17 protein-coding genes and 1 pseudogene are annotated in these 16,764 nt (G+C 72.7%); 9 read left to right on the top strand and 9 right to left on the bottom strand.

Annotation, left to right across the window (positions count from 1 at the left end):
• Positions 1–325: 325 nt before the first annotated feature.
• On the bottom strand, positions 326–1,291 hold the full coding sequence (locus ACFF45_RS23900; RefSeq protein WP_381348497.1) for a ScbA/BarX family gamma-butyrolactone biosynthesis protein: 966 nt from the start codon (positions 1,289–1,291) through the stop codon (positions 326–328).
• 233 nt (positions 1,292–1,524) lie between these two features.
• On the opposite strand from ACFF45_RS23900, the gene ACFF45_RS23895 reads away from it, so the two are divergent.
• A complete protein-coding gene (locus ACFF45_RS23895; RefSeq protein ID WP_381348496.1) occupies positions 1,525–2,202 on the top strand; it encodes a ScbR family autoregulator-binding transcription factor in 678 nt (225 codons plus the stop codon).
• Between the two features lie 130 nt (positions 2,203–2,332).
• Here ACFF45_RS23895 and ACFF45_RS23890 read toward each other — a convergent pair whose 3' ends face one another.
• The 4 genes from ACFF45_RS23890 to ACFF45_RS23875 all read right to left on the bottom strand — a co-directional run bounded on the left by ACFF45_RS23890 (position 2,333) and on the right by ACFF45_RS23875 (position 5,863).
• The gene (locus ACFF45_RS23890; protein WP_381348495.1) at positions 2,333–3,004 is read right to left on the bottom strand and encodes a ScbR family autoregulator-binding transcription factor; all 672 of its coding nucleotides are present in this window, start codon (positions 3,002–3,004) and stop codon (positions 2,333–2,335) included.
• 185 nt (positions 3,005–3,189) lie between these two features.
• Positions 3,190–3,996, bottom strand: coding sequence for an SAM-dependent methyltransferase (locus ACFF45_RS23885; protein ID WP_381348494.1), 807 nt, complete (start codon positions 3,994–3,996; stop codon positions 3,190–3,192).
• A 144-nt stretch (positions 3,997–4,140) separates the two neighbouring features.
• The gene (locus tag ACFF45_RS23880) at positions 4,141–5,334 is read right to left on the bottom strand and encodes an acyltransferase family protein (protein WP_381348493.1); all 1,194 of its coding nucleotides are present in this window, start codon (positions 5,332–5,334) and stop codon (positions 4,141–4,143) included.
• Positions 5,335–5,587: 253 nt separating this feature from the next.
• Positions 5,588–5,863 carry a DUF1876 domain-containing protein gene (locus ACFF45_RS23875; protein WP_381348492.1) on the bottom strand — a complete coding sequence of 92 codons (276 nt, stop codon included), beginning with the start codon at positions 5,861–5,863 and terminating at the stop codon, positions 5,588–5,590.
• A 172-nt stretch (positions 5,864–6,035) separates the two neighbouring features.
• Between ACFF45_RS23875 and ACFF45_RS23870 the strand changes: the two genes are divergently transcribed.
• The 3 genes from ACFF45_RS23870 to ACFF45_RS23860 all read left to right on the top strand — a co-directional run bounded on the left by ACFF45_RS23870 (position 6,036) and on the right by ACFF45_RS23860 (position 7,984).
• Positions 6,036–7,145 (top strand): purple acid phosphatase family protein, encoded by a 1,110-nt coding sequence (locus tag ACFF45_RS23870; RefSeq protein ID WP_381348491.1) that lies wholly within the window; start codon positions 6,036–6,038, stop codon positions 7,143–7,145.
• Positions 7,142–7,540, top strand: a complete 399-nt coding sequence (locus tag ACFF45_RS23865; RefSeq protein ID WP_381348490.1) for a hypothetical protein — start codon at positions 7,142–7,144, stop codon at positions 7,538–7,540. Before ACFF45_RS23870 ends, ACFF45_RS23865 begins: the two co-directional genes overlap by 4 nt.
• A gap of 135 nt (positions 7,541–7,675) precedes the next feature.
• A complete protein-coding gene (locus ACFF45_RS23860; RefSeq protein WP_381348489.1) occupies positions 7,676–7,984 on the top strand; it encodes a hypothetical protein in 309 nt (102 codons plus the stop codon).
• On the opposite strand, the gene ACFF45_RS23855 is transcribed toward ACFF45_RS23860, so the two are convergent.
• Positions 7,978–8,433, bottom strand: coding sequence for an ATP-binding protein (locus ACFF45_RS23855; protein WP_381348488.1), 456 nt, complete (start codon positions 8,431–8,433; stop codon positions 7,978–7,980). The genes ACFF45_RS23860 and ACFF45_RS23855 overlap by 7 nt on opposite strands.
• 137 nt (positions 8,434–8,570) lie before the next feature.
• Between ACFF45_RS23855 and ACFF45_RS23850 the strand changes: the two genes are divergently transcribed.
• The 4 genes and pseudogenes from ACFF45_RS23850 (at position 8,571) to ACFF45_RS23835 (ending at position 9,988) form a co-directional block, all read left to right on the top strand.
• Positions 8,571–9,404, top strand: coding sequence for a helix-turn-helix domain-containing protein (locus tag ACFF45_RS23850; RefSeq protein ID WP_381348487.1), 834 nt, complete (start codon positions 8,571–8,573; stop codon positions 9,402–9,404).
• Positions 9,401–9,586, top strand: coding sequence for a DUF397 domain-containing protein (locus ACFF45_RS23845; RefSeq protein ID WP_381348486.1), 186 nt, complete (start codon positions 9,401–9,403; stop codon positions 9,584–9,586). The genes ACFF45_RS23850 and ACFF45_RS23845 overlap by 4 nt, the downstream gene beginning before the upstream one ends.
• A 7-nt stretch (positions 9,587–9,593) precedes the next feature.
• Positions 9,594–9,806 (top strand): annotated as a pseudogene (locus tag ACFF45_RS23840) (transcriptional regulator); the annotation flags it as partial.
• Positions 9,803–9,988, top strand: a complete 186-nt coding sequence (locus tag ACFF45_RS23835; RefSeq protein WP_381348485.1) for a DUF397 domain-containing protein — start codon at positions 9,803–9,805, stop codon at positions 9,986–9,988. The pseudogene ACFF45_RS23840 and the gene ACFF45_RS23835, both read left to right, overlap by 4 nt.
• A gap of 99 nt (positions 9,989–10,087) precedes the next feature.
• Here ACFF45_RS23835 and ACFF45_RS23830 read toward each other — a convergent pair whose 3' ends face one another.
• Together ACFF45_RS23830 and ACFF45_RS23825 are read right to left on the bottom strand one after the other, a co-directional pair.
• The gene (locus ACFF45_RS23830) at positions 10,088–12,292 is read right to left on the bottom strand and encodes an MMPL family transporter (RefSeq protein WP_381348484.1); all 2,205 of its coding nucleotides are present in this window, start codon (positions 12,290–12,292) and stop codon (positions 10,088–10,090) included.
• A gap of 129 nt (positions 12,293–12,421) precedes the next feature.
• Positions 12,422–13,021 (bottom strand): TetR/AcrR family transcriptional regulator, encoded by a 600-nt coding sequence (locus ACFF45_RS23825; RefSeq protein WP_381348483.1) that lies wholly within the window; start codon positions 13,019–13,021, stop codon positions 12,422–12,424.
• Between the two features lie 197 nt (positions 13,022–13,218).
• Between ACFF45_RS23825 and ACFF45_RS23820 the strand changes: the two genes are divergently transcribed.
• Positions 13,219–16,485 carry a S41 family peptidase gene (locus ACFF45_RS23820; protein ID WP_381348482.1) on the top strand — a complete coding sequence of 1,089 codons (3,267 nt, stop codon included), beginning with the start codon at positions 13,219–13,221 and terminating at the stop codon, positions 16,483–16,485.
• A gap of 75 nt (positions 16,486–16,560) precedes the next feature.
• On the opposite strand, the gene ACFF45_RS23815 is transcribed toward ACFF45_RS23820, so the two are convergent.
• Positions 16,561–16,758: a hypothetical protein gene (locus ACFF45_RS23815; RefSeq protein ID WP_381348481.1), complete on the bottom strand. Its 198-nt coding sequence runs from the start codon at positions 16,756–16,758 to the stop codon at positions 16,561–16,563.
• Positions 16,759–16,764 lie beyond the last annotated feature (6 nt).

Here is a 16,764-nt window from a genome sequence, read left to right as displayed (position 1 = left end):
CCCCCACCCCGGGCCCGCCTCCACCATGGGCACGCCCCCACCCCGGGCCCGCCTCAGTCCTGGACCCGCCTCCACCCCGGGCGGGCGGCACCCCCGGACAGGCGGCACTCTGGGGCGGCACGCCTCGCGCGGTCACGACGGCTTCCCGGGCTCGGCGGTCACGCCCCCCGGGGCACGGCGGCCGGCGCCTCACCCCCGCCCCGCACCGCGCCCACACCACACCGACACCCACACTCACACCCACACCGGCTCCCGCACCCGCTCCCGCGGACGCCACGGCAACGCCCCCTCCCCGCCGCTGCGGGAAGGGGGCCGGTGAGATGGTTCAGGCGCGCGGTGTCCCGGCGTCCAGGATCGTGACCGCGCAGGCGCCGGCCAGCGCACCCCCCTGACGGAACTCCACGGTCAGGCCGCGCCGGCCCAGTTCGCCGACGGTCGGCTCGGAGGCCGACACCACGCAGGGCACGTCCAGCTCGACGTACCGGTGGAACGAGGCTTCGCACCCGACCAGCAGGCCGTGCGGCAGCCCGAGGCGGGCCAGCGCCGCCTGCCGGGCGGCCTCCATGACGAGCATGCCCGGCACATGGTCCACCGGGTGGTCGAACAGCACCGGGTGAGTGGCGTCGACGCGCAGCAGGTGCACGCCCTGGTCGTTGCCGGCCTCCCCGTCCGGCACGCCCAGTACGACGTCGAACTCCCTGCCGCGCCCCACCAGTCCCGGCTCGGCGGCCGGGACGACGGTGCACGACGGGCGGGCCTCGGCCCGCTCGCCGCGCAGTCTGCGGTACACCGCCGGGGCCACGCAGTCGGTGGCGGCGTACCCGTGGCCGATGAGCGTGCCGCCCCGGTAGGCGAGGACGTCGCAGGCGAAGGACACGACGTGCTCCCGGCGACAGCGGATGTCCCGGAGCGTCACCTCCAGCACCACGTTGGCCGGGCCCCCGGCCAGGCGGGCGCCCTCCTCGGTGATCTCGAAGGAGGTGGTCCGGGTGACGAACCGCTGGCCCTGCGGGATACCGAGCGCCTGGTGGGCCAGGAGCAGCCCGGACTGCCGTATCGATTCTCCGAGCAGCATGGGGTCGTGCCAGCGGCCCGCGACCGGGCCGTAGTAACTGTGCCCGCGCGCCCACTGGGCCCCTACGCGGTACACGTCCCGTCTGTGCGGCCGGACCCCCGTGATGAGGACCTCCGAGACCGCCGTGCGGTGCACCAGCCAGCGCGGCACCGTGCGCTCAAAGAGGTCGACCTCCTCGTTTTCGCGGGTAGAAAATTCCAGTCGGTCGGCTTGCACAAGTGGACTCATCATGTGCCTCCTGAGGCGCGGAAGGAACGCGGCCTTCCGTGAGCGGAACAGGACAGGGCGTACATGGGCCGCCGTCGTGCATGGCAACGCCGCTGGCGTAAGCGTACTAGCTGACTGGTTTTTTTTCTCTCAGACATGGCAGTCTTTTACCAGGGGGACTCGTGGTGGATCGACGGGCCGGGCGACCGCGGCCGGCCCGTCGACGGACAGGAGGTAGGCACGTGGCCAGGGCCAGGCAGGAACGGGCCGAGATCACCCGACAGGCAATCCTCGACGGAGCGGCGGCGGCCTTCGACGCCACCGGCTTCGGCGGCACCAGCCTGAGCGACGTCGCTCAGCAGGCGGGCGTCACCAAGGGCGCCCTCTACTTTCACTTCTCCTCCAAGGAGGCGCTCGCCCGCACGCTGGTCGACGAACAGTTCGAGTCCACCGATCTGACCGCCGGGGAGCTGATGCCGGGCGTGCAGACGACGATCGACATGGCGCACCGGATGGCGCACGGTCTGCGCACCGACGTGCGGCTGCGGGCCGGTATACGCCTGGTGGTGGAGTTCGGTTCGTTCGTCGACCCCGACCCCACGCCCTACAACTCGTGGATCAGCATCGTGCGGGACTGCCTGGCGCCCGCCCAGGGGCGCGGCGACATCTACCCGGAGATCAACGTCACCGACCTGGCGACCTACCTGTGCGGCTCGTTCACCGGACTGCAGCTGACGTCGTACGTCCGCACCGGCCGCGGTGACGTGCACGACCGGGTCTCCGACATGTTCCGCTACGTGCTGCCGGGCGTCGTCCCGCCGGACCGCCGGGCCCAGTTCGAACCGGCCGGCTCCCCCAAGTGCCGCGCGGAGCTGGGGCTTCCGCCGCTCAGCGACGAGCCGGCGGTCCGCACCGCCTGACCGGCCCACGGGGGCGGGCGCCCGCGAGGAGGCGCGGGCGGGCCGGCAACGCCGCCCCGGGCCGCGGCGGGACCCGGCGCGCGGGCCGGGCCGGGTCCCGCCGGGTGCCGGCCGCGCCCGGTCCGGCGCCTCACCGCACGGACGGGGCCGTGGTCCGCACCGCCCGCAGCCCGTGCTCCGAGGCCAGCGCGGGCAGGGTCAGTTCCCACAGGTCGGCCAGCCAGGTCTCGCACTCGTCGGCCGGCACGCCCAGCCAGGTCAGCGTCTCCAGCCCCGAGACGGCGGCCGCCACCGGCGTCCGCGCGGACGACTGCGCGACGGAGCCACCGAGTTCGCCGGCGCGGCGGGCCTCGTCCAGCAGCCCGCCCAGCCGGCCCAGCCACTGCCCGTAGAAGTCGGGGGTGCCCTCGTCGTCGGGCACCCCGCGCCCGGTCACGAGGCCGTCGCCGTCCCCCGGTTCCCGCTCGCGCGCGATCCGCACCGACGCCCGCACGAACACGTCCTCGCGCAGCAGCCGCCCGAGCACGAAGGTCAGGTCGACGACCAGTTGCAGGTACGTCCCGCCGGCCGCCTGCAGATGGATCACCGCGCGCTCCATGACCTCCCGGCCGCGCTCCTGCACGGCCATGGCGACCTCCTCCTTGGTGGAGAAGTGGAAGAACAGCGCCCCCTTGGTCACCCCGGCGTGGCCGCTGATGTCGGCGAGCGTGGCGCGCACGTAGCCGTGCTGCGCGAACCGCTCGGCCGCGGCGGTCACCAGCCGTTCGACGGTCCGCTCCGAGCGTTTCTGTTTGCCTGCCATCCGACCGCCCCTCGAAGCAACCCCCGTCACACCTCCCGTATGGGTTCCTTCATACGCCCCGGCACCGCAGGGGAAAGCAAGCCCAGTGTCAGGTGAACAAAAAGATGCCGAACCCTCACACGTGCTTCGGCCCGGGGCACGAGGGGCCGGCCCGCGACGGGCGGGACCGGCCCCTCGCCGGTGCGTCAGTCCTTCACGGCGACGGCGGCGAAACCGGCCGTGTCCTCGCGGTTGGTCTGGTAGTCCGCGTCGTCGGCCCGCTCCTCCTCGGTCTCCCACTCGTTGACGGACACCACGCCCGGGGCGAGGACCGTCCAGCCCTCCGTGTCGACGAACCGGGTGATCTCCGCGCGGGAGCGCGAGGCAAGGTCCACCCGCAGGTTCGTGTACAGCTCGTCGACCGCGGCCCGCACCGGCGCGGAGACGTAGTCGGGGCTGGAGTGGGTGAGGATGACGAGGCTGCCGGGGGCCAGCGCCTCCTTGTACCGCTCGACGGTGCCGTACGGGTCCTCGGCGTCGACGACGAAGTGCAGCAGCGCGCCGAACAGCACCGCCACCGGCTGGGAGAAGTCCAGCAGTTCCTTGGCCGCCGGGGCGGACAGCACCGCCTCCGGGTCGCGGAAGTCCGCGTCGACGAACGCGGTGCGGCCGTCCTCCAAGCCGCCCAGGATCCGGCGGGCGATGTCGCCGACGACCGGGTCGTTGTCGACGTAGACGACCTTGGCCCCGGGCGCGACCTCGTGCGTGGCCGCGGCGGCCGGGATGCCGCTGCCGATGTCCAGGAACTGGCCGATGCCGCGCCGGGTGGCGGTGCGCACCGCCCGGTTGAGGAAGCGCCGGTTGGCGCGCGCCCCGAGCGGGCCGCCGGGCAGCAGCTTCACGATGCCGTCCGCCGCGGCGCGGTCCACCGGAAGGTTCTCGGAGCCTCCCAGGAAGTAGTCCATGATGCGCGCGGCGTGCGGGATCTGGTCGGGGGTCATGTTCTCGGGCATGTCCACACATCCTCGGTGAGGGGTTGGCGGCATGGAAAAAGGCGACATCCAGGACCCGGTCGCAGCCGGTGGATGTCGCCTTTTTCCTGCCTTTTCAGGGCAGGTAATTCCGTGGGGAAGCGTGACATGTGCACGCTTGTGATGTCAACGGACGCCGGTCGTCCGCCCGGTGGGGGCCGCCGTCTCCGCCCCGCCGCGGCGGGGCCGGCTCAGGTGCTTCATCGCCGGCCGTTCCACCAGCGCGTACAGCAGGTACGCGAGGACGGTCGTGATCACCCAGGCCAGCAGGCACAGCCCGGCCGCCTCGGCGAAGCTGTAGGGGGCGTGCCCGGCGAGGTACTCGCCGCCGCCGATCAGCACCGTGGCCTGGAGCAGGTAGAACGCGAACGACACCTCGCCGAGCCACCTCATCACCCGCCCCCGGAACGGCGAGCGCCGCCCGCGCACGTCGGCGACCGCGGCGGCCGGGATCAGCAGACCGAGCGGGACGACCCAGACCGCGGAGAGGGCGTACAGGTAGGGCACGTCGAGCGCCACGGCGTAGGCGACGCCGCACAGCAGCACCGCCTGCCACAGCCGCACGCCCACCCACCGGTCGGTCAGCACGATCCGGGCGAGCAGGATGCCGAGCACGAACTCCAGCATCCGCACCGGCGGCAGCTGGTACACGAACCAGTTCTGCACCTCGCTGACCTGCCAGCCAGGGAGGCGCGCCTCGCCGGGCAGTACGGCGTACGCGAACGCCGGCACGGCGACGACGGCGGCCGCGGCGGCGGCCGCCCACGCCCACAGGCGCGCCGGGGAGATCGCCCGCACGGCGCGGTGCAGCAGCGGGAAGCACAGGTAGAACAGCAGCTCGCACCCGAGTGACCAGCTCGGCGCGTTGACGCTGAAGGACACCGCCGGGTCCCAGGACCAGGTCTGCACCAGCAGCAGGCTGGGCAGCCAGTGCTGCCAGGCGGTGGTGGCCGCGCCGGCGAAGACCACCAGCGAGACCGCGAAGGTCACCAGGTGGTTGGGGTACAGCTTGACCAGGCGGCGGCGCATGAACCGGCCGGGGGTGTCCGTGGGGCGGGCCGACCAGGTCAGGATGAACCCGCTGAGGATGAAGAAGAACGACACCCCGAGCCCGCCCGCGATGCCGAACAGCCGGGCCGCGTCCTGCGCGGTCTGCCCGCTGAAGGGGCTGAGCTGCGGGCTGGTGACGTGGTACAGGAACACGGCCAGCGCCGCGTAGAACCGGAGCCCCGTCAGCGACGGCAGCCCGGCGAGCGACGGTGCCCGCCCGGTCCGGGCGGGCACCGTCTCCTCGGACGGGCGGTGGGTGGGGATGGTCACGGATCTCTCCTTCGCACGGCACGAGAAAAACACCGCGCGGCAGGCCGGAGGGCCTGCCGCGCGGTGTCGACGGCATGAGGCGGAACGCAGGGAAAAGGAGAACTGTTCAGTCGGCGGGAGGCTCCGGCCTGCCCAGGGGGCGCACGGAGGCACACATCAACCGCCGCCAAGAGCGTGACAGCCCCCCTTCGCGGAAGTCAACCCGCTCCGGGCGCCGCCACGCCCCTGGCGGCCGGGCCGCGCGGGACGCCGGTCAGACGTGGATCGGGTGCGACGTGCGCCCCGACGCCGAGTCGATCTCGTCGTGCGCCTTGGTCAGCAGGCGCATGGCGAGTTCGTTCAGCGCCCGCGCCCCGGCGATCTCCTCGCCGACCCGCGGCTGATTGGCGTCGGTGCGGTGCCGGCTCGCGTGTCCGTGGGCCCGCACCTCGGACCCGTCGGGCAAGCGCACCAGCGCCGCCGCCTTGGTGTGCGTCTCGTCCTCCTGGAACTCGAGCTCGACATGCCATCCCACAGTGGTGTGCATCATGATGATCACCTCCGGACCACCGGAATCCAGGACCACCTGTCTCCAGGACTGTTTCCAGGGTGCTCCTCGGATGCCCGACTTGTCGCGTTCCCGTCGCTGTTGTCGTGTTCCGGACCGGGGTACGCCGCCGCGGCCACGGCCGCCGTTCACCACGGCCGGGCACGAAGGCGGCATGCGCTGTTGCCCGCCCGCCGCCCAGGCCGCCCGCGTCGCCCTCGCCGCCCTGGCCGCCCTGGCCGCGCTGCCCGCTCCCCACCACGTCGCGCGCTCCGCCGCCCGGCTCGCCCCGGTCGTCCTGCACGGCCTGCGCACCCGGCACTGCGGCCCTGTCGCCGCCGTCCAGCTGGAACTGGTCACGCTGGCCGAGGACCACGCCGTGGTCACCTGGTTCACGGGCGTCCCCGGCACCGACGACGGGCTCGGCCAGATGGTCCCGGCACCCACCGACGGCGAGGTGGTGTACGGCACCCACCCGGCGCGCCTGAACCGGGTCGCCGGCGAGCCCGGCCCGACCGCGCACCACCAGGTCGAGCTGACGGGCCTGGAGCCCGGCCAGACGTACTCCTACCAGGCCCGTTCCCGGGGCGTGGCCGCCGCCACTCCCCTGCACCTGACCGGCGGCAACGCGGTGGGCACCTCGCCGTACGGCCTGGGCACCCCCGCGGGTCCGTACTCCTTCACCACCCCCCAGCCCCCGCCGGGCCGCCACCTGCTGTCGATCGCCCTCTGCAACGACCTGCACCTGGGCGAGACGACGGCGGGCCTCGTGGCGGGCCTCCCCCTGCTACGGCGCGTGTCCCAGGCGCCGGGCCGGTCCCCGTACCCGGAGATCACGGGCCGGGCCGTGGTCGCGGAGGCCCGGCGGCGCGGAGCGGACCTGCTGCTGGTGGCCGGGGACGTCTCGGCGGGCGGCGCGCCGCGGGACCTGGCGGCGGCCAGGCACGTCATGGACGGCTTCGGTGTCCACGGACACGACTACTTCGCCGTACGGGGCAACCACGACCGGGCGGGGCCGGAGGGCGACACCTTCCACCGGGCCTTTCCCGACGGCCCCGGCGACGGCACGTACTTCGCCCATGACGTGGGCGGCCTGCGGATCATCGGCCTCGACACCTACGAGAAGGCGGGCACCGGCGCGGACGCGGGCGGGATGGGGGCGGAGCAGCTGGCGTGGCTGCGGGCGCGGCTGCGGGCGGCGCGGGAACAGCCGACGCTCGTCTTCGGCCACCATCCGCTGACGGTGCGGCACTCCCTGTTCCCGGTGAGCGCCGCCAGCGCATGAGCCGCGGGCAGGCCCGCGCGGTCCTGGCGGCCTACGCGGCGGCACGGGGCGTCTTCCTGCACCACGCCGGCCACACCCACCGCACCAAGCGCACGGTCCTCAACGAGGCGCCGCACGTGACGTTCCAGGAGGTCAGCGCGGTGAAGGACTACCCGAAAGGGTTCAGCCTGCTGCGCCTGCACACGGCCGGCTACGCCCTCAACCACGATGCGCCCCGGGATCCGTCGGCCCGCGCCTGGGTGGAGCGCGGCCGCCGGATCGCGGGCGGCCTGTGGCCGCACCACGCGCTGGGCCAGGCGGTGACGGACCGCAACAGCGTCGCGGCCCACGATCTGTCGGGCATCACGCGCCCGGCGCCCCGGGACCCGGTGCCGGGCCGGCTCACGGCGGCCTGACCGGGACCTTCGGCTCAGCCCGGTATCGCGCCGTCCCCCACCACCCGCCCCGCGGCGACGACACGCCCCGAGACGCGCACGCCCCCGCGCCGCACGCACGTGCGGTGGCTCCCTGCCCTGCCGCAGGATCGGGTGATGTCCCGAGTGACCGGCACACAGACCGCCGACCCGTGCCCCGACCGCTACGTCGAGGAGGTGCGGACGGGGAGCCCGGTGTCCGCCGGGGGGCGCGGCGCCGTCGGCCACCGCTGCGGCCGCTGTGGACACACCTGGTCCCGCCCGGTCGAGGACGACCTTGAGGTGCACGACATCATCGGGGTGGACCTGCCGGACACCACGCTCTACGGAAGCGTCCGGCAGGTGGCGGGCGCCCGCGTCCAGGTGGACGTCAGGGGCGGCGGCCGGCTGCTGTGGGTCGAGCGCTGGAGGGTCGTGATCTACTGACCCGCCGTCCGGTTCGACGGCCCGTGGGCGGCGGTCAGTTCCGCCCAGACGGTCTTGCGCGGGTACGGTCCCGGCGCCACCCCCCAGCGGTCCGCGAGCGCGTCGACGAGGAGGAGCCCGCGGCCGGAGTCGGCATGCGGGGCGGCATGGGTGAGCCGCGGCAGCCGGTCGCCCCTGGTGTCCGTGACCTCGATGCGGAGGGTGCCGGCGACGACGTGGAGGGTCAGGCGGAAGTCGCGGCCGGGGACCCGCCCGTGGGTCGCGGCGTTGGTGGCCAGTTCGGCGAGGACGTGCTCCGCCGGGTGCAACGGAAGTCCCCAGGAGCGGAGTTGTTCCCTGCCCAGGAGGCGGGCGAGACGGGCTCCGCGTGGCGTGGGGGACAGCAGGACGGTGAAGTTGCGGATGGGGGGAGCAAGGTGGTTTTCAGGGGCGGTGATCTCGCGGTTCATGTCACCGAGCGTGGCCGAAGCTGCTTGCGTGGAGGGGTGACAACGCCTGTGCGTACGGTGACTGTCCTGACTCTGTCCTGCGCTGTCTCGGGTGTCTCGGGCGTTGTACGGGTAAGGCAGCGCGGTGGAGGTGGGACGTGGACGAGGCGGGTTGGGACGTCGAACCCGGGGATGACATCGAGCCGGTGGTGCAGGCGGTGGGTCGCCTGGTCAAGGTCTGCCGGGAGGCGGCGGGCATGCGGGCGTCCGACCTGGGTGAAACCATGGGGTACGGCGAGGACATGGTCCGCAAGATCGAACGCGGCGCGCGGATTCCCCGACCGGAGTTCCTCGACCGGGCCGACCAGTTACTGAACGCGCAGGGGCATCTCAGGGCGTTCATGGAGGACATGCGCAGGGCGCGTTATCCGCAGAAGGTCCGGCAGCTGGCGGAGATGGAGTCACGGGCAGCAGAGATACTGCTGTACAGCAATCACAACATCCACGGCTTGTTGCAGACGCCGGAGTACGCCAAGGCGTTGTTCGAGACATCGCTTCCGGCACTTCCACCGGACCAGGTAGAGCGGGAGACCGCCGCACGCATGGCGCGTAAGTCCGTCTTCGAGCGGCACCCTGCCCCGGTGCTCAGCTTTGTCCAGGAACAGGTGACGCTCGAGCGTCCGATCGGGGGCAAGATGGTGTTGCGCCGACAGCTCGAACACCTTCTGGGGGTCGGTCAGTCGCGCAACGTGTCGATGCAAGTGATGCCGACCGATCGCGAGGACCACGCGGGAATGCTGGGTCTGATCGAAGTGCTGAAGTTCACCGACGGTACCGCGATCGGGCGATCCGACGGTGCGTTCAACGGTCGTCCGGTCTCACATCCGAGGGATCTCCGAGTACTCGAGATGCGCTATGGGATGATCCGCGCGCAGGCTCTCACGCCGAGAGAGTCGCTGGCCTTTGTCGAGCATGCGCTGGGGAGACTATGAGCACGCCGGAACTTTACTGGTTCAAGAGCAGCTACAGCAGCAGTAGCGAGCCCGGTGACTGCGTCGAAGTGGCCACCACGCCCCGCATCATCCACATACGCGACTCCAAGACCCCCGGCGCCGCGCACGTCACCGTCGCTCCCGGGGCCTGGTCGCACTTCCTGACGCACCTTTCCGACTGAGTGCCGGAGTCCCGGTCCCCGACGAAGCGGCTTGATCGAGGTGCTGAAGTTCACCGACGGCACAGCCGTCGGGCGTTCCGAAGGCGCGTTCAACGGCCGTCCGGTCTCCCACCTCAGGGAGCTTCGCATCCTTGAGCTGCGGTATGGGATCATCCGCGCGCAGGCTCTCACGCCACGGGAGTCGCTGGCTTTCATCGAGCGCAGGGTGGGAGAACTATGAGCGCAACGGAGTTCCACTGGTTCAAGAGCAGCTACAGCAGCAGCAATGAGCCCGGTGACTGCGTCGAAGTGGCCACCACGCCCCGCATCATCCACATACGCGACTCCAAGACCCCCGGCGCCGCGCACGTCACCGTCGCTCCCGGGGCCTGGTCGCACTTCCTGACGCACCTCTCCGACTGAGTGCCGGGGTCCCGGTCCCCGACGAAGGGGGGCCGGTGAGGGCGAGCCCCGTCCCCACGGTGCCCTCACCGGCCCGCTGTCAGGGAGCCGTCGGCCGCGTCACGCGCGGACCAGCTCCCGGTCCTCGTCGCCGCGGTCCGCGTCGGTCCGCAGCCCCTCGCCCTCGACGTCCACGTTGGGCAGGACCCGGTCCAGCCACCTCGGCAGCCACCAGGCCTTCCTGCCGAGCAGCGCCAGGACCGCCGGGACGATCGCCATCCGGACGACGAAGGCGTCGAAGAAGACCGCGATCGCCAGGCCGAAGCCGATCATCTTGACCATCGCCTCGCTGGAGCCGATGAAGCCCGCGAAGACCGCCATCATGATCACCGCCGCCGCCGTGACCACCCGGGCGCCGTACCGGAAGCCGGTCACCACCGCCTGGCTCGGCTTCTCCCCGTGGACGTACGCCTCCCGCATGCGGGTCACGAGGAACACCTCGTAGTCCATCGCCAGGCCGAAGACCACACCGACCATGAAGATCGGCATCATCGACATGACCGGACCGGTCTCCTCCACGCCCAGCAGGCCGGCGAACCAGCCCCACTGGAAGACCGCCACCACGGCCCCGAGCGCCGCCAGCACGCTGAGCAGGAAGCCGAGGGCCGCCTTCAGCGGGACCAGGATCGAGCGGAAGACCACGATGAGGAGCAGGAACGCCAGGCCCACCACCAGGACCAGGTACGGGACCAGCGCGTCGTTCAGCTTCTGCGACACGTCGATGTTCATCGCCGTCGCGCCGGTGACCAGCACCTCCGCGTCCGTGTCGGCCCTGACCTCCGCGCCCGTGTCCCGGATGGCGTGCACCAGGTCCTCGGTGGTCACCGACGACGGCTTGGCGTCGGGGATCACGGTGATCGTCGCGGTGTCGCCGGCCTTGTTGGGCGCCGGCGGGGTCACCGTCACGACGTTCTCCAGGCCCTTGATCCCGTCGGCCACCGCGTCGAACGCGGCCTGCGGGTCGGCGCTCGCCTTGGCGTCGACCACGACCATCAGCGGGCCGTTGAAGCCCGGGCCGAAGCCCTCGGAGAGCAGGTCGTAGGCCCGGCGCTGGGTCGTCGACGTCGGCTGGGAGCCGTCGTCGGGCAGGCCCAGTTCGAGCGAGGCCGCCGGGACGGCCGCGGCGCCGAGGCCGACCACGCCCAGCAGCAGGACGGCGACCGGCCGGCGCACCACGAAGCTCGCCCAGCGCGTGCCCATGTTCGGGCGCCCCCGGTCCCTGCTCCGCGTGCCGCCCAGCCACTTGCTCTTCTCGCCCGCCGGACGGACCCTGCGGCCCGCGTAGCCGAGCAGCGCCGGGATCATCGTCAGCGCGATCAGGACCGCGACCGCCACCGTGCCCGCCGCCGCGACACCCATCTTCGTCAGCATCGGGATGTTCACGACCGAGAGGCCGACCAGCGCGATCACGACCGTGAGGCCCGCGAAGACCACCGCCGAGCCGGCCGTGCCGACGGCCCGGCCGGCCGCCTCCTCGCGCTCGCGGCCCTCGGCGAGTTCCGCCCGGTAGCGGGAGACGATGAACAGCGCGTAGTCGATGCCGACCGCCAGGCCGATCATGCTGGCCAGCGTCGACGTGGTCGAACCCAGGTCCAGCGTGCTCGCCAGGGCCATGATCGAGGCGACGCCGATGCCGACGCCGACGATCGCCGTCAGCAGCGGCAGTCCGGCCGCGAGCAGCGAGCCGAAGGTGATGACGAGGACCACCGCCGCGACCGCGATACCGATGATCTCCGTGGTCCCGGTCTCGGGCGTGGCCTGGAGGGCGTCACCGCCGATCTCCACGGTCAGCCCGGAGTCCCGCGCGTCCTGCGCGGCCCCCTCCAGGGCCTCGCGCGTCTCGTCCGCCAGCTCCATGCCGGAGACCTCGTAGGTGACCTGCGCGTAGGCGACCGTGCCGTCCCGGCTGACGGACCTGGCGGTGTAGGGGTCGGTGACGGCGGTGACCTCGGAACCGTCGGACAGCTCCCGGACGGTCTCCTGGACGGCCGCCTTGTGGCCCGGGTCGGTCATCTTCTCGCCGGCCGGCGCCTTGAAGACGACCCGGGCGGTCGCGCCGTCGGCGCTCATCCCGGGGAATCGTTCTTCCAGCAGGTCGAAGGCCTTCTGGGCCTCGGTGCCGGGGATCGAGAAGGACGTGGTGCCGGGGGCGGGCGCGCTGGCCGCGCCGACACCGGCGAGGGTCAGCAGCGCCACCCATATCAGGGCGACGACATGGCGGCGCCGGAAGGCGAGCCGGCCGAGTTTGTAGAGGAACGTGGCCACGAGGGCGTACTCCCGGTCAGGTCGTTGGGGTGGTGCGGGGCAAGGTGATCACCCGGCGGGGAGGCAGGGGCGACCGGCCCGACGACGTGAGCGGTTCGCGTCAGGTGCTGGTACTGGCTGAGCGGGGTCTCAGGTGGTGCGCACGCCGAGGGCGGGGAGGACCACGGCGTCGATGTACGAGATGAGGAAGTCCTTCGTCGGAGGCAGGTCGTCGATCATGGTGCGGATGGCGAACGCGCCGAGCATCATGTGCGGGACGTAGTCGAGCGCCGGGTTGTCCGCCCGGACCTCACCCCGGTCGACGGCCCGCTGGATCAGCTTGCGGAACTCCCCCGCCTCCGGCTCCACGAGGAGCTCCTTGAACGCCTGCAGCAGGTCCGGGTTGGTGTGCGCGGCCATGGCCAGACCGCGCATCAGCGCGGCGTTCTGCTCCATGGCGCAGTCGTCCTCACGGTCCATCAGGGCGTGGAAGTCACCCCGCAGCGACCCGGTGTCGACATCGGCGACACTGCCCGGCTTGCCGTGCCGGATGGCTCTGGCCACCAGCTCGGCCTTGCCGCCCCACTGGCGGTAGAGCGTCGCCTTGCTGGACTTCGTACGGGCTGCCACGGCGTCCATGGTGAGGGCGTCGTAGCCGACCTCCCGGAGCAGGCCGAGCACGGCCCCGTACAGCTCGGCCGCACGCTCGGGCGTGATCCGGCTGCGACGCGCGGTCGCGGTCTCAGCCATCCTGCTCATCCCTTCCGTCCAGGCTCGGGTACCCGTACGACACGGTTTCGTACACAGCGAGGATAGCGCAGGCACGTGGGAAACGAAACCGTTTCGTACGTGTCCCGCGTCACGTGCGGCCCGCCGCGCGGAAGGGCTTCGACGCGCCGGTATTGTCACGACTTGCTCCTGTTCAGCCCCGGGCAAAGCATGGGAGAGTGACCTATCTGCGTCTGCCCCACCTCAACGGTGACCTGCTGTGCTTCGTCGCCGAGGACGATCTCTGGCTCGCCCCGCTCGACGCCCCGGGCCGCGCCTGGCGGCTCACCGTCGACCGCACCAAGGCCGGCCACCCGCGCTTCTCCCCCGACGGCCGCCGGATCGCCTGCACGAGCTGGCGCAGCCTGGTGCCGGAGCTGTACCTGGTGCCGGTGGAGGGCGGCAGCGGCCGCCGGCTCAGCTACTGGGGCAGCCCGGACACCCAGGTGTGCGGCTGGACCCCGGACGGTGACATCCTCGCCGTCGCCTCGCACGGCGAGCCGTTCTCGCACTTCACCTGGGCGTACAAGGTCTCCACGGACGGCTCCCCGGGCCGCAAGCTGCCCTGGGGCCCGGTCACGGACATCCAGGTCGCCGACCTCGACGGCGAGCGCCGCACCCTGCTGCTGACCGGCACCCCGCCGCACGAACCGGCCTCCTGGAAGCGCTACCGCGGCGGCGCCACGGGCCGCCTGTGGCTGCACGGCCGGCGGCTGCTCGCCGACCTCGGCGGCCATCTGCACTCCCCCATGTTCGTCGGCGGCCGGATCGCCTTCCTCTCCGACCACGAGGGCGTCGGCAACCTCTACTCGTGCGCCCACGACGGCTCCGGCCTGCGCCGGCACACCGACCACGAAGCCTTCTACGCCCGGCACGCCGCCAGCGACGGCAACCGCGTGGTGTACCAGTGCGGCGGGGACCTGTGGCTGGTCGACGACCTCGCCGCGGACTCGGCGCCCCGCCGGCTGGACGTGCGCCTGAACGGCCCGCGCGCGGGCCGCCGTACCTACCAGGTGCCCGCCGCCCACCACGTGGACGCCCTCTCGGTGGACGAGACGGGACGCGCGAGCGCGGTCGTGGTGCGCGGCAGCCTGTACTGGCTGACGCACCGGGACGGACCGGCCCGCACCCTCACCGACACCCCGGGCGTCCGGGTCCGGCTGCCGGAGATGCTCGGCTCGGGCGGGCAGGTCGCCTACGTCACGGACGCGGAGGGCGAGGACGCGATCGAGATCGCCTACCTGCCGCGCGCCAGCGGCGACCGTGCCCCGCGGCGGCTGGCCCAAGGGCGGCTGGGCCGGGTGCTGGAGCTGGTCAGCGACCCGGCGGGCGGGCTGCTCGCGGTCGCCGCGCACGACGGGCGGCTGCTGCTCGTCACCGCGTCCGACGACACGGCCGCCGCCGAGGGCGCTCAGCAGCCGGACGGCGAGGTGACCGAGCTGATCCGGTCGGTCAACGGGCCGGTGCGGGACCTCGCCTTCTCGCCGGACGGGTCCTGGCTGACCTGGTCGCACCCCGGCATAGGCCGGTCGCTGCGGCAGATCAAGCTGGCCCGGATCAAGGACCGCCTGGTGGTCGACGTGACCAACGGCCGCTTCGAGGACGAGAACCCGGTCTTCACCCGCGACGGCCGCTATCTCGCGTTCCTCTCCTGGCGCGGCTTCGACCCGGTGTACGACGTGCACACCGGCGATCTGTCCTTCCCGCTGGGCTGCCGTCCGTACCTGGTCCCGCTGTCGTCGGCCACCCCGTCGCCGTTCGCGCTCAGCCCGGACGGGCGGCCGGCCGCCGGCGGCCTGGACCCGGCCGAGGACGAGGCCGTCGCCGAGGGCGGCGAGGGCGGCGCGGTCACCGTCGAGGCCGAGGGCCTGGCGAACCGGGTCACGCCCTTCCCGGTCGCGGCCTCCAAGTACTCGGGGCTGTCCCCGGTGGCGGGCGGCGGGCTGGTCTGGCTGCGCTGGCCGATCTCCGGCGCGCTCGGCGAGACCTTCGTCAACCCGGACGACACCAGCGGCCGCCCCACCCTGGAGCACTTCACCATCACCAAGGCGAAGAAGTCCGAACTCGTCGGGCACCTGGACTGGTTCACCGTCAGCGGCGACGGCACCCGGCTCGTCGTGGTCGACGAGGGCGACCTGCGCGCGGTGCCCGCCACCGAGCCGGGCGACGGCGACACGACGACCTGGATCGACGTCCGCCGCATCATGCACGAGGTGGACCCCGGCGCCGAGTGGCGGCAGGCCTACGAGGAGGCGGGCCGGCTGATCCGCGCCTACTTCTGGGAGCCGGGGATGTGCGGGATCGACTGGGAGGCGGTGCTCGGCCAGTACCGGCCGCTGGTCGACCGGGTCGCCTCGCCGGACGAGTTCGCCGACCTGCTGCGCGAACTGCTGGGCGAACTGGGCACCTCGCACGCCTACGTCACCGCCGCCCGCCGCAACGAGGGCCCGCCCCACTACCAGCGCCGCCAGGGCCTGCTCGGCGCCAACTTCGTGCACCGCGAGGGCGGCTGGACGGTCCAGCGCATCCTGCCCGGCGACTCCTCGGACTCCCGGGCCCGCTCCCCGCTGGCCGGTTCCGGCATCCGCGAGGGCGCCGTCCTGACCCATGTGGACGGCCGCCCGGTCGACCCGGTGACCGGGCCCTACCCGCTGCTCGCGGGCGCGGGCGGCACGACGGTGGAGCTGACCTTCGCGCCGGCCGAGGGCGACGGGCCGCCCCGGCGGGTCGCCGTGGTGCCGCTCGTCGACGAACGTCCCCTGCGCTACCAGGACTGGGTGGCCAAACGCCGGGACGTGGTGCGGGAGTTGAGCGCCGGCCGCTGCGGCTACCTGCACATCCCCGACATGGGCGGCTCCGGCTGGGCGCAGTTCAACCGCGACCTGCGCATGGAGGTGTCCCGGCCGGCGCTCATCGTGGACGTGCGCGGCAACGCGGGCGGCCACATCAGCGAGCTGGTCATCGAGAAGCTGACCCGCACGATCCTGGGCTGGGACCTCACGCGCGACGCCCAGCCGGTGTCCTACGCCTCGAACGCGCCGCGCGGTCCGGTGGTGGCGCTGGCGGACGAGGCCACGTCCTCCGACGGGGACATGATCACGGCCGCCTTCAGACTGCTCGGTCTGGGGCCGGTGGTCGGCCAGCGGACCTGGGGCGGCGTGGTCGGCATGACCGGGCGCCACCGCCTCGGCGACGGCACCGTCATCACCGTGCCGATGAACGCGGCCTGGTTCGACGCGTACGGCTGGTCCGTGGAGAACCACGGCGTCGCCCCCGACGTGGAGGCCCTGCGCACCCCCCTGGACTGGGCGGAGGGCCGCTACGCGCAACTGGACGACGCCGTGCGGCTGGCGCTGAACCTGCTGGAGACCGGGCCGCCGGCCACGCCCCCGGACTACGGCCACGTACCGGACCGCTCCCGGCCGAAGCTGCCGCCACGGCCGTGACCCGCCGCGCACGGACACAGGGCGCCCTCCGGCAGGAAGGGCGCCCTGTGTCACCGGGTGAAGCCGGCTACGGGGTCAGGCGTCGTAGTCGTCGGCGAAACGGTCCTCGGCCTCGCGCCGCTCCCGGTCCGTCTCCTGATCGCGGCGGCCGCGCTCACGCGGCTGCGGCTGCGAGGGGCGCTCGCGCGTCTCGTCCCGCTCCTGCCCGAGCCGCTCCTTCGCCTGCTGGCGCAGTTGCTCGGCCTTGTCCTGGAACTGGTCCTTCATGCCCATGAGATT

The organism is Streptomyces cinereospinus (assembly GCF_042430725.1).
Taxonomy (GTDB): domain Bacteria; phylum Actinomycetota; class Actinomycetes; order Streptomycetales; family Streptomycetaceae; genus Streptomyces; species Streptomyces cinereospinus.
Note: the sequence above shows the minus strand (reverse complement) of the source record. Positions and strands in the feature narration are given on the sequence as shown.

Bases quoted from the DNA above. Each gene is read 5' to 3' on its own strand.
- ACFF45_RS23870 (WP_381348491.1), top strand. From the start codon at position 6,036: ATGCGCTGTTGCCCGCCCGCCGCCCAGGCCGCCCGCGTCGCCCTCGCC.
- ACFF45_RS23855 (WP_381348488.1), bottom strand. From the start codon at position 8,433: ATGAACCGCGAGATCACCGCCCCTGAAAACCACCTTGCTCCCCCCATC.
- ACFF45_RS23885 (WP_381348494.1), bottom strand. From the start codon at position 3,996: ATGCCCGAGAACATGACCCCCGACCAGATCCCGCACGCCGCGCGCATC.
- ACFF45_RS23825 (WP_381348483.1), bottom strand. From the start codon at position 13,021: ATGGCTGAGACCGCGACCGCGCGTCGCAGCCGGATCACGCCCGAGCGT.
- ACFF45_RS23890 (WP_381348495.1), bottom strand. From the start codon at position 3,004: ATGGCAGGCAAACAGAAACGCTCGGAGCGGACCGTCGAACGGCTGGTG.
- ACFF45_RS23860 (WP_381348489.1), top strand. From the start codon at position 7,676: ATGTCCCGAGTGACCGGCACACAGACCGCCGACCCGTGCCCCGACCGC.
- ACFF45_RS23875 (WP_381348492.1), bottom strand. From the start codon at position 5,863: ATGATGCACACCACTGTGGGATGGCATGTCGAGCTCGAGTTCCAGGAG.
- ACFF45_RS23845 (WP_381348486.1), top strand. From the start codon at position 9,401: ATGAGCACGCCGGAACTTTACTGGTTCAAGAGCAGCTACAGCAGCAGT.
- ACFF45_RS23815 (WP_381348481.1), bottom strand. From the start codon at position 16,758: ATGGGCATGAAGGACCAGTTCCAGGACAAGGCCGAGCAACTGCGCCAG.
- ACFF45_RS23835 (WP_381348485.1), top strand. From the start codon at position 9,803: ATGAGCGCAACGGAGTTCCACTGGTTCAAGAGCAGCTACAGCAGCAGC.
- ACFF45_RS23865 (WP_381348490.1), top strand. From the start codon at position 7,142: ATGAGCCGCGGGCAGGCCCGCGCGGTCCTGGCGGCCTACGCGGCGGCA.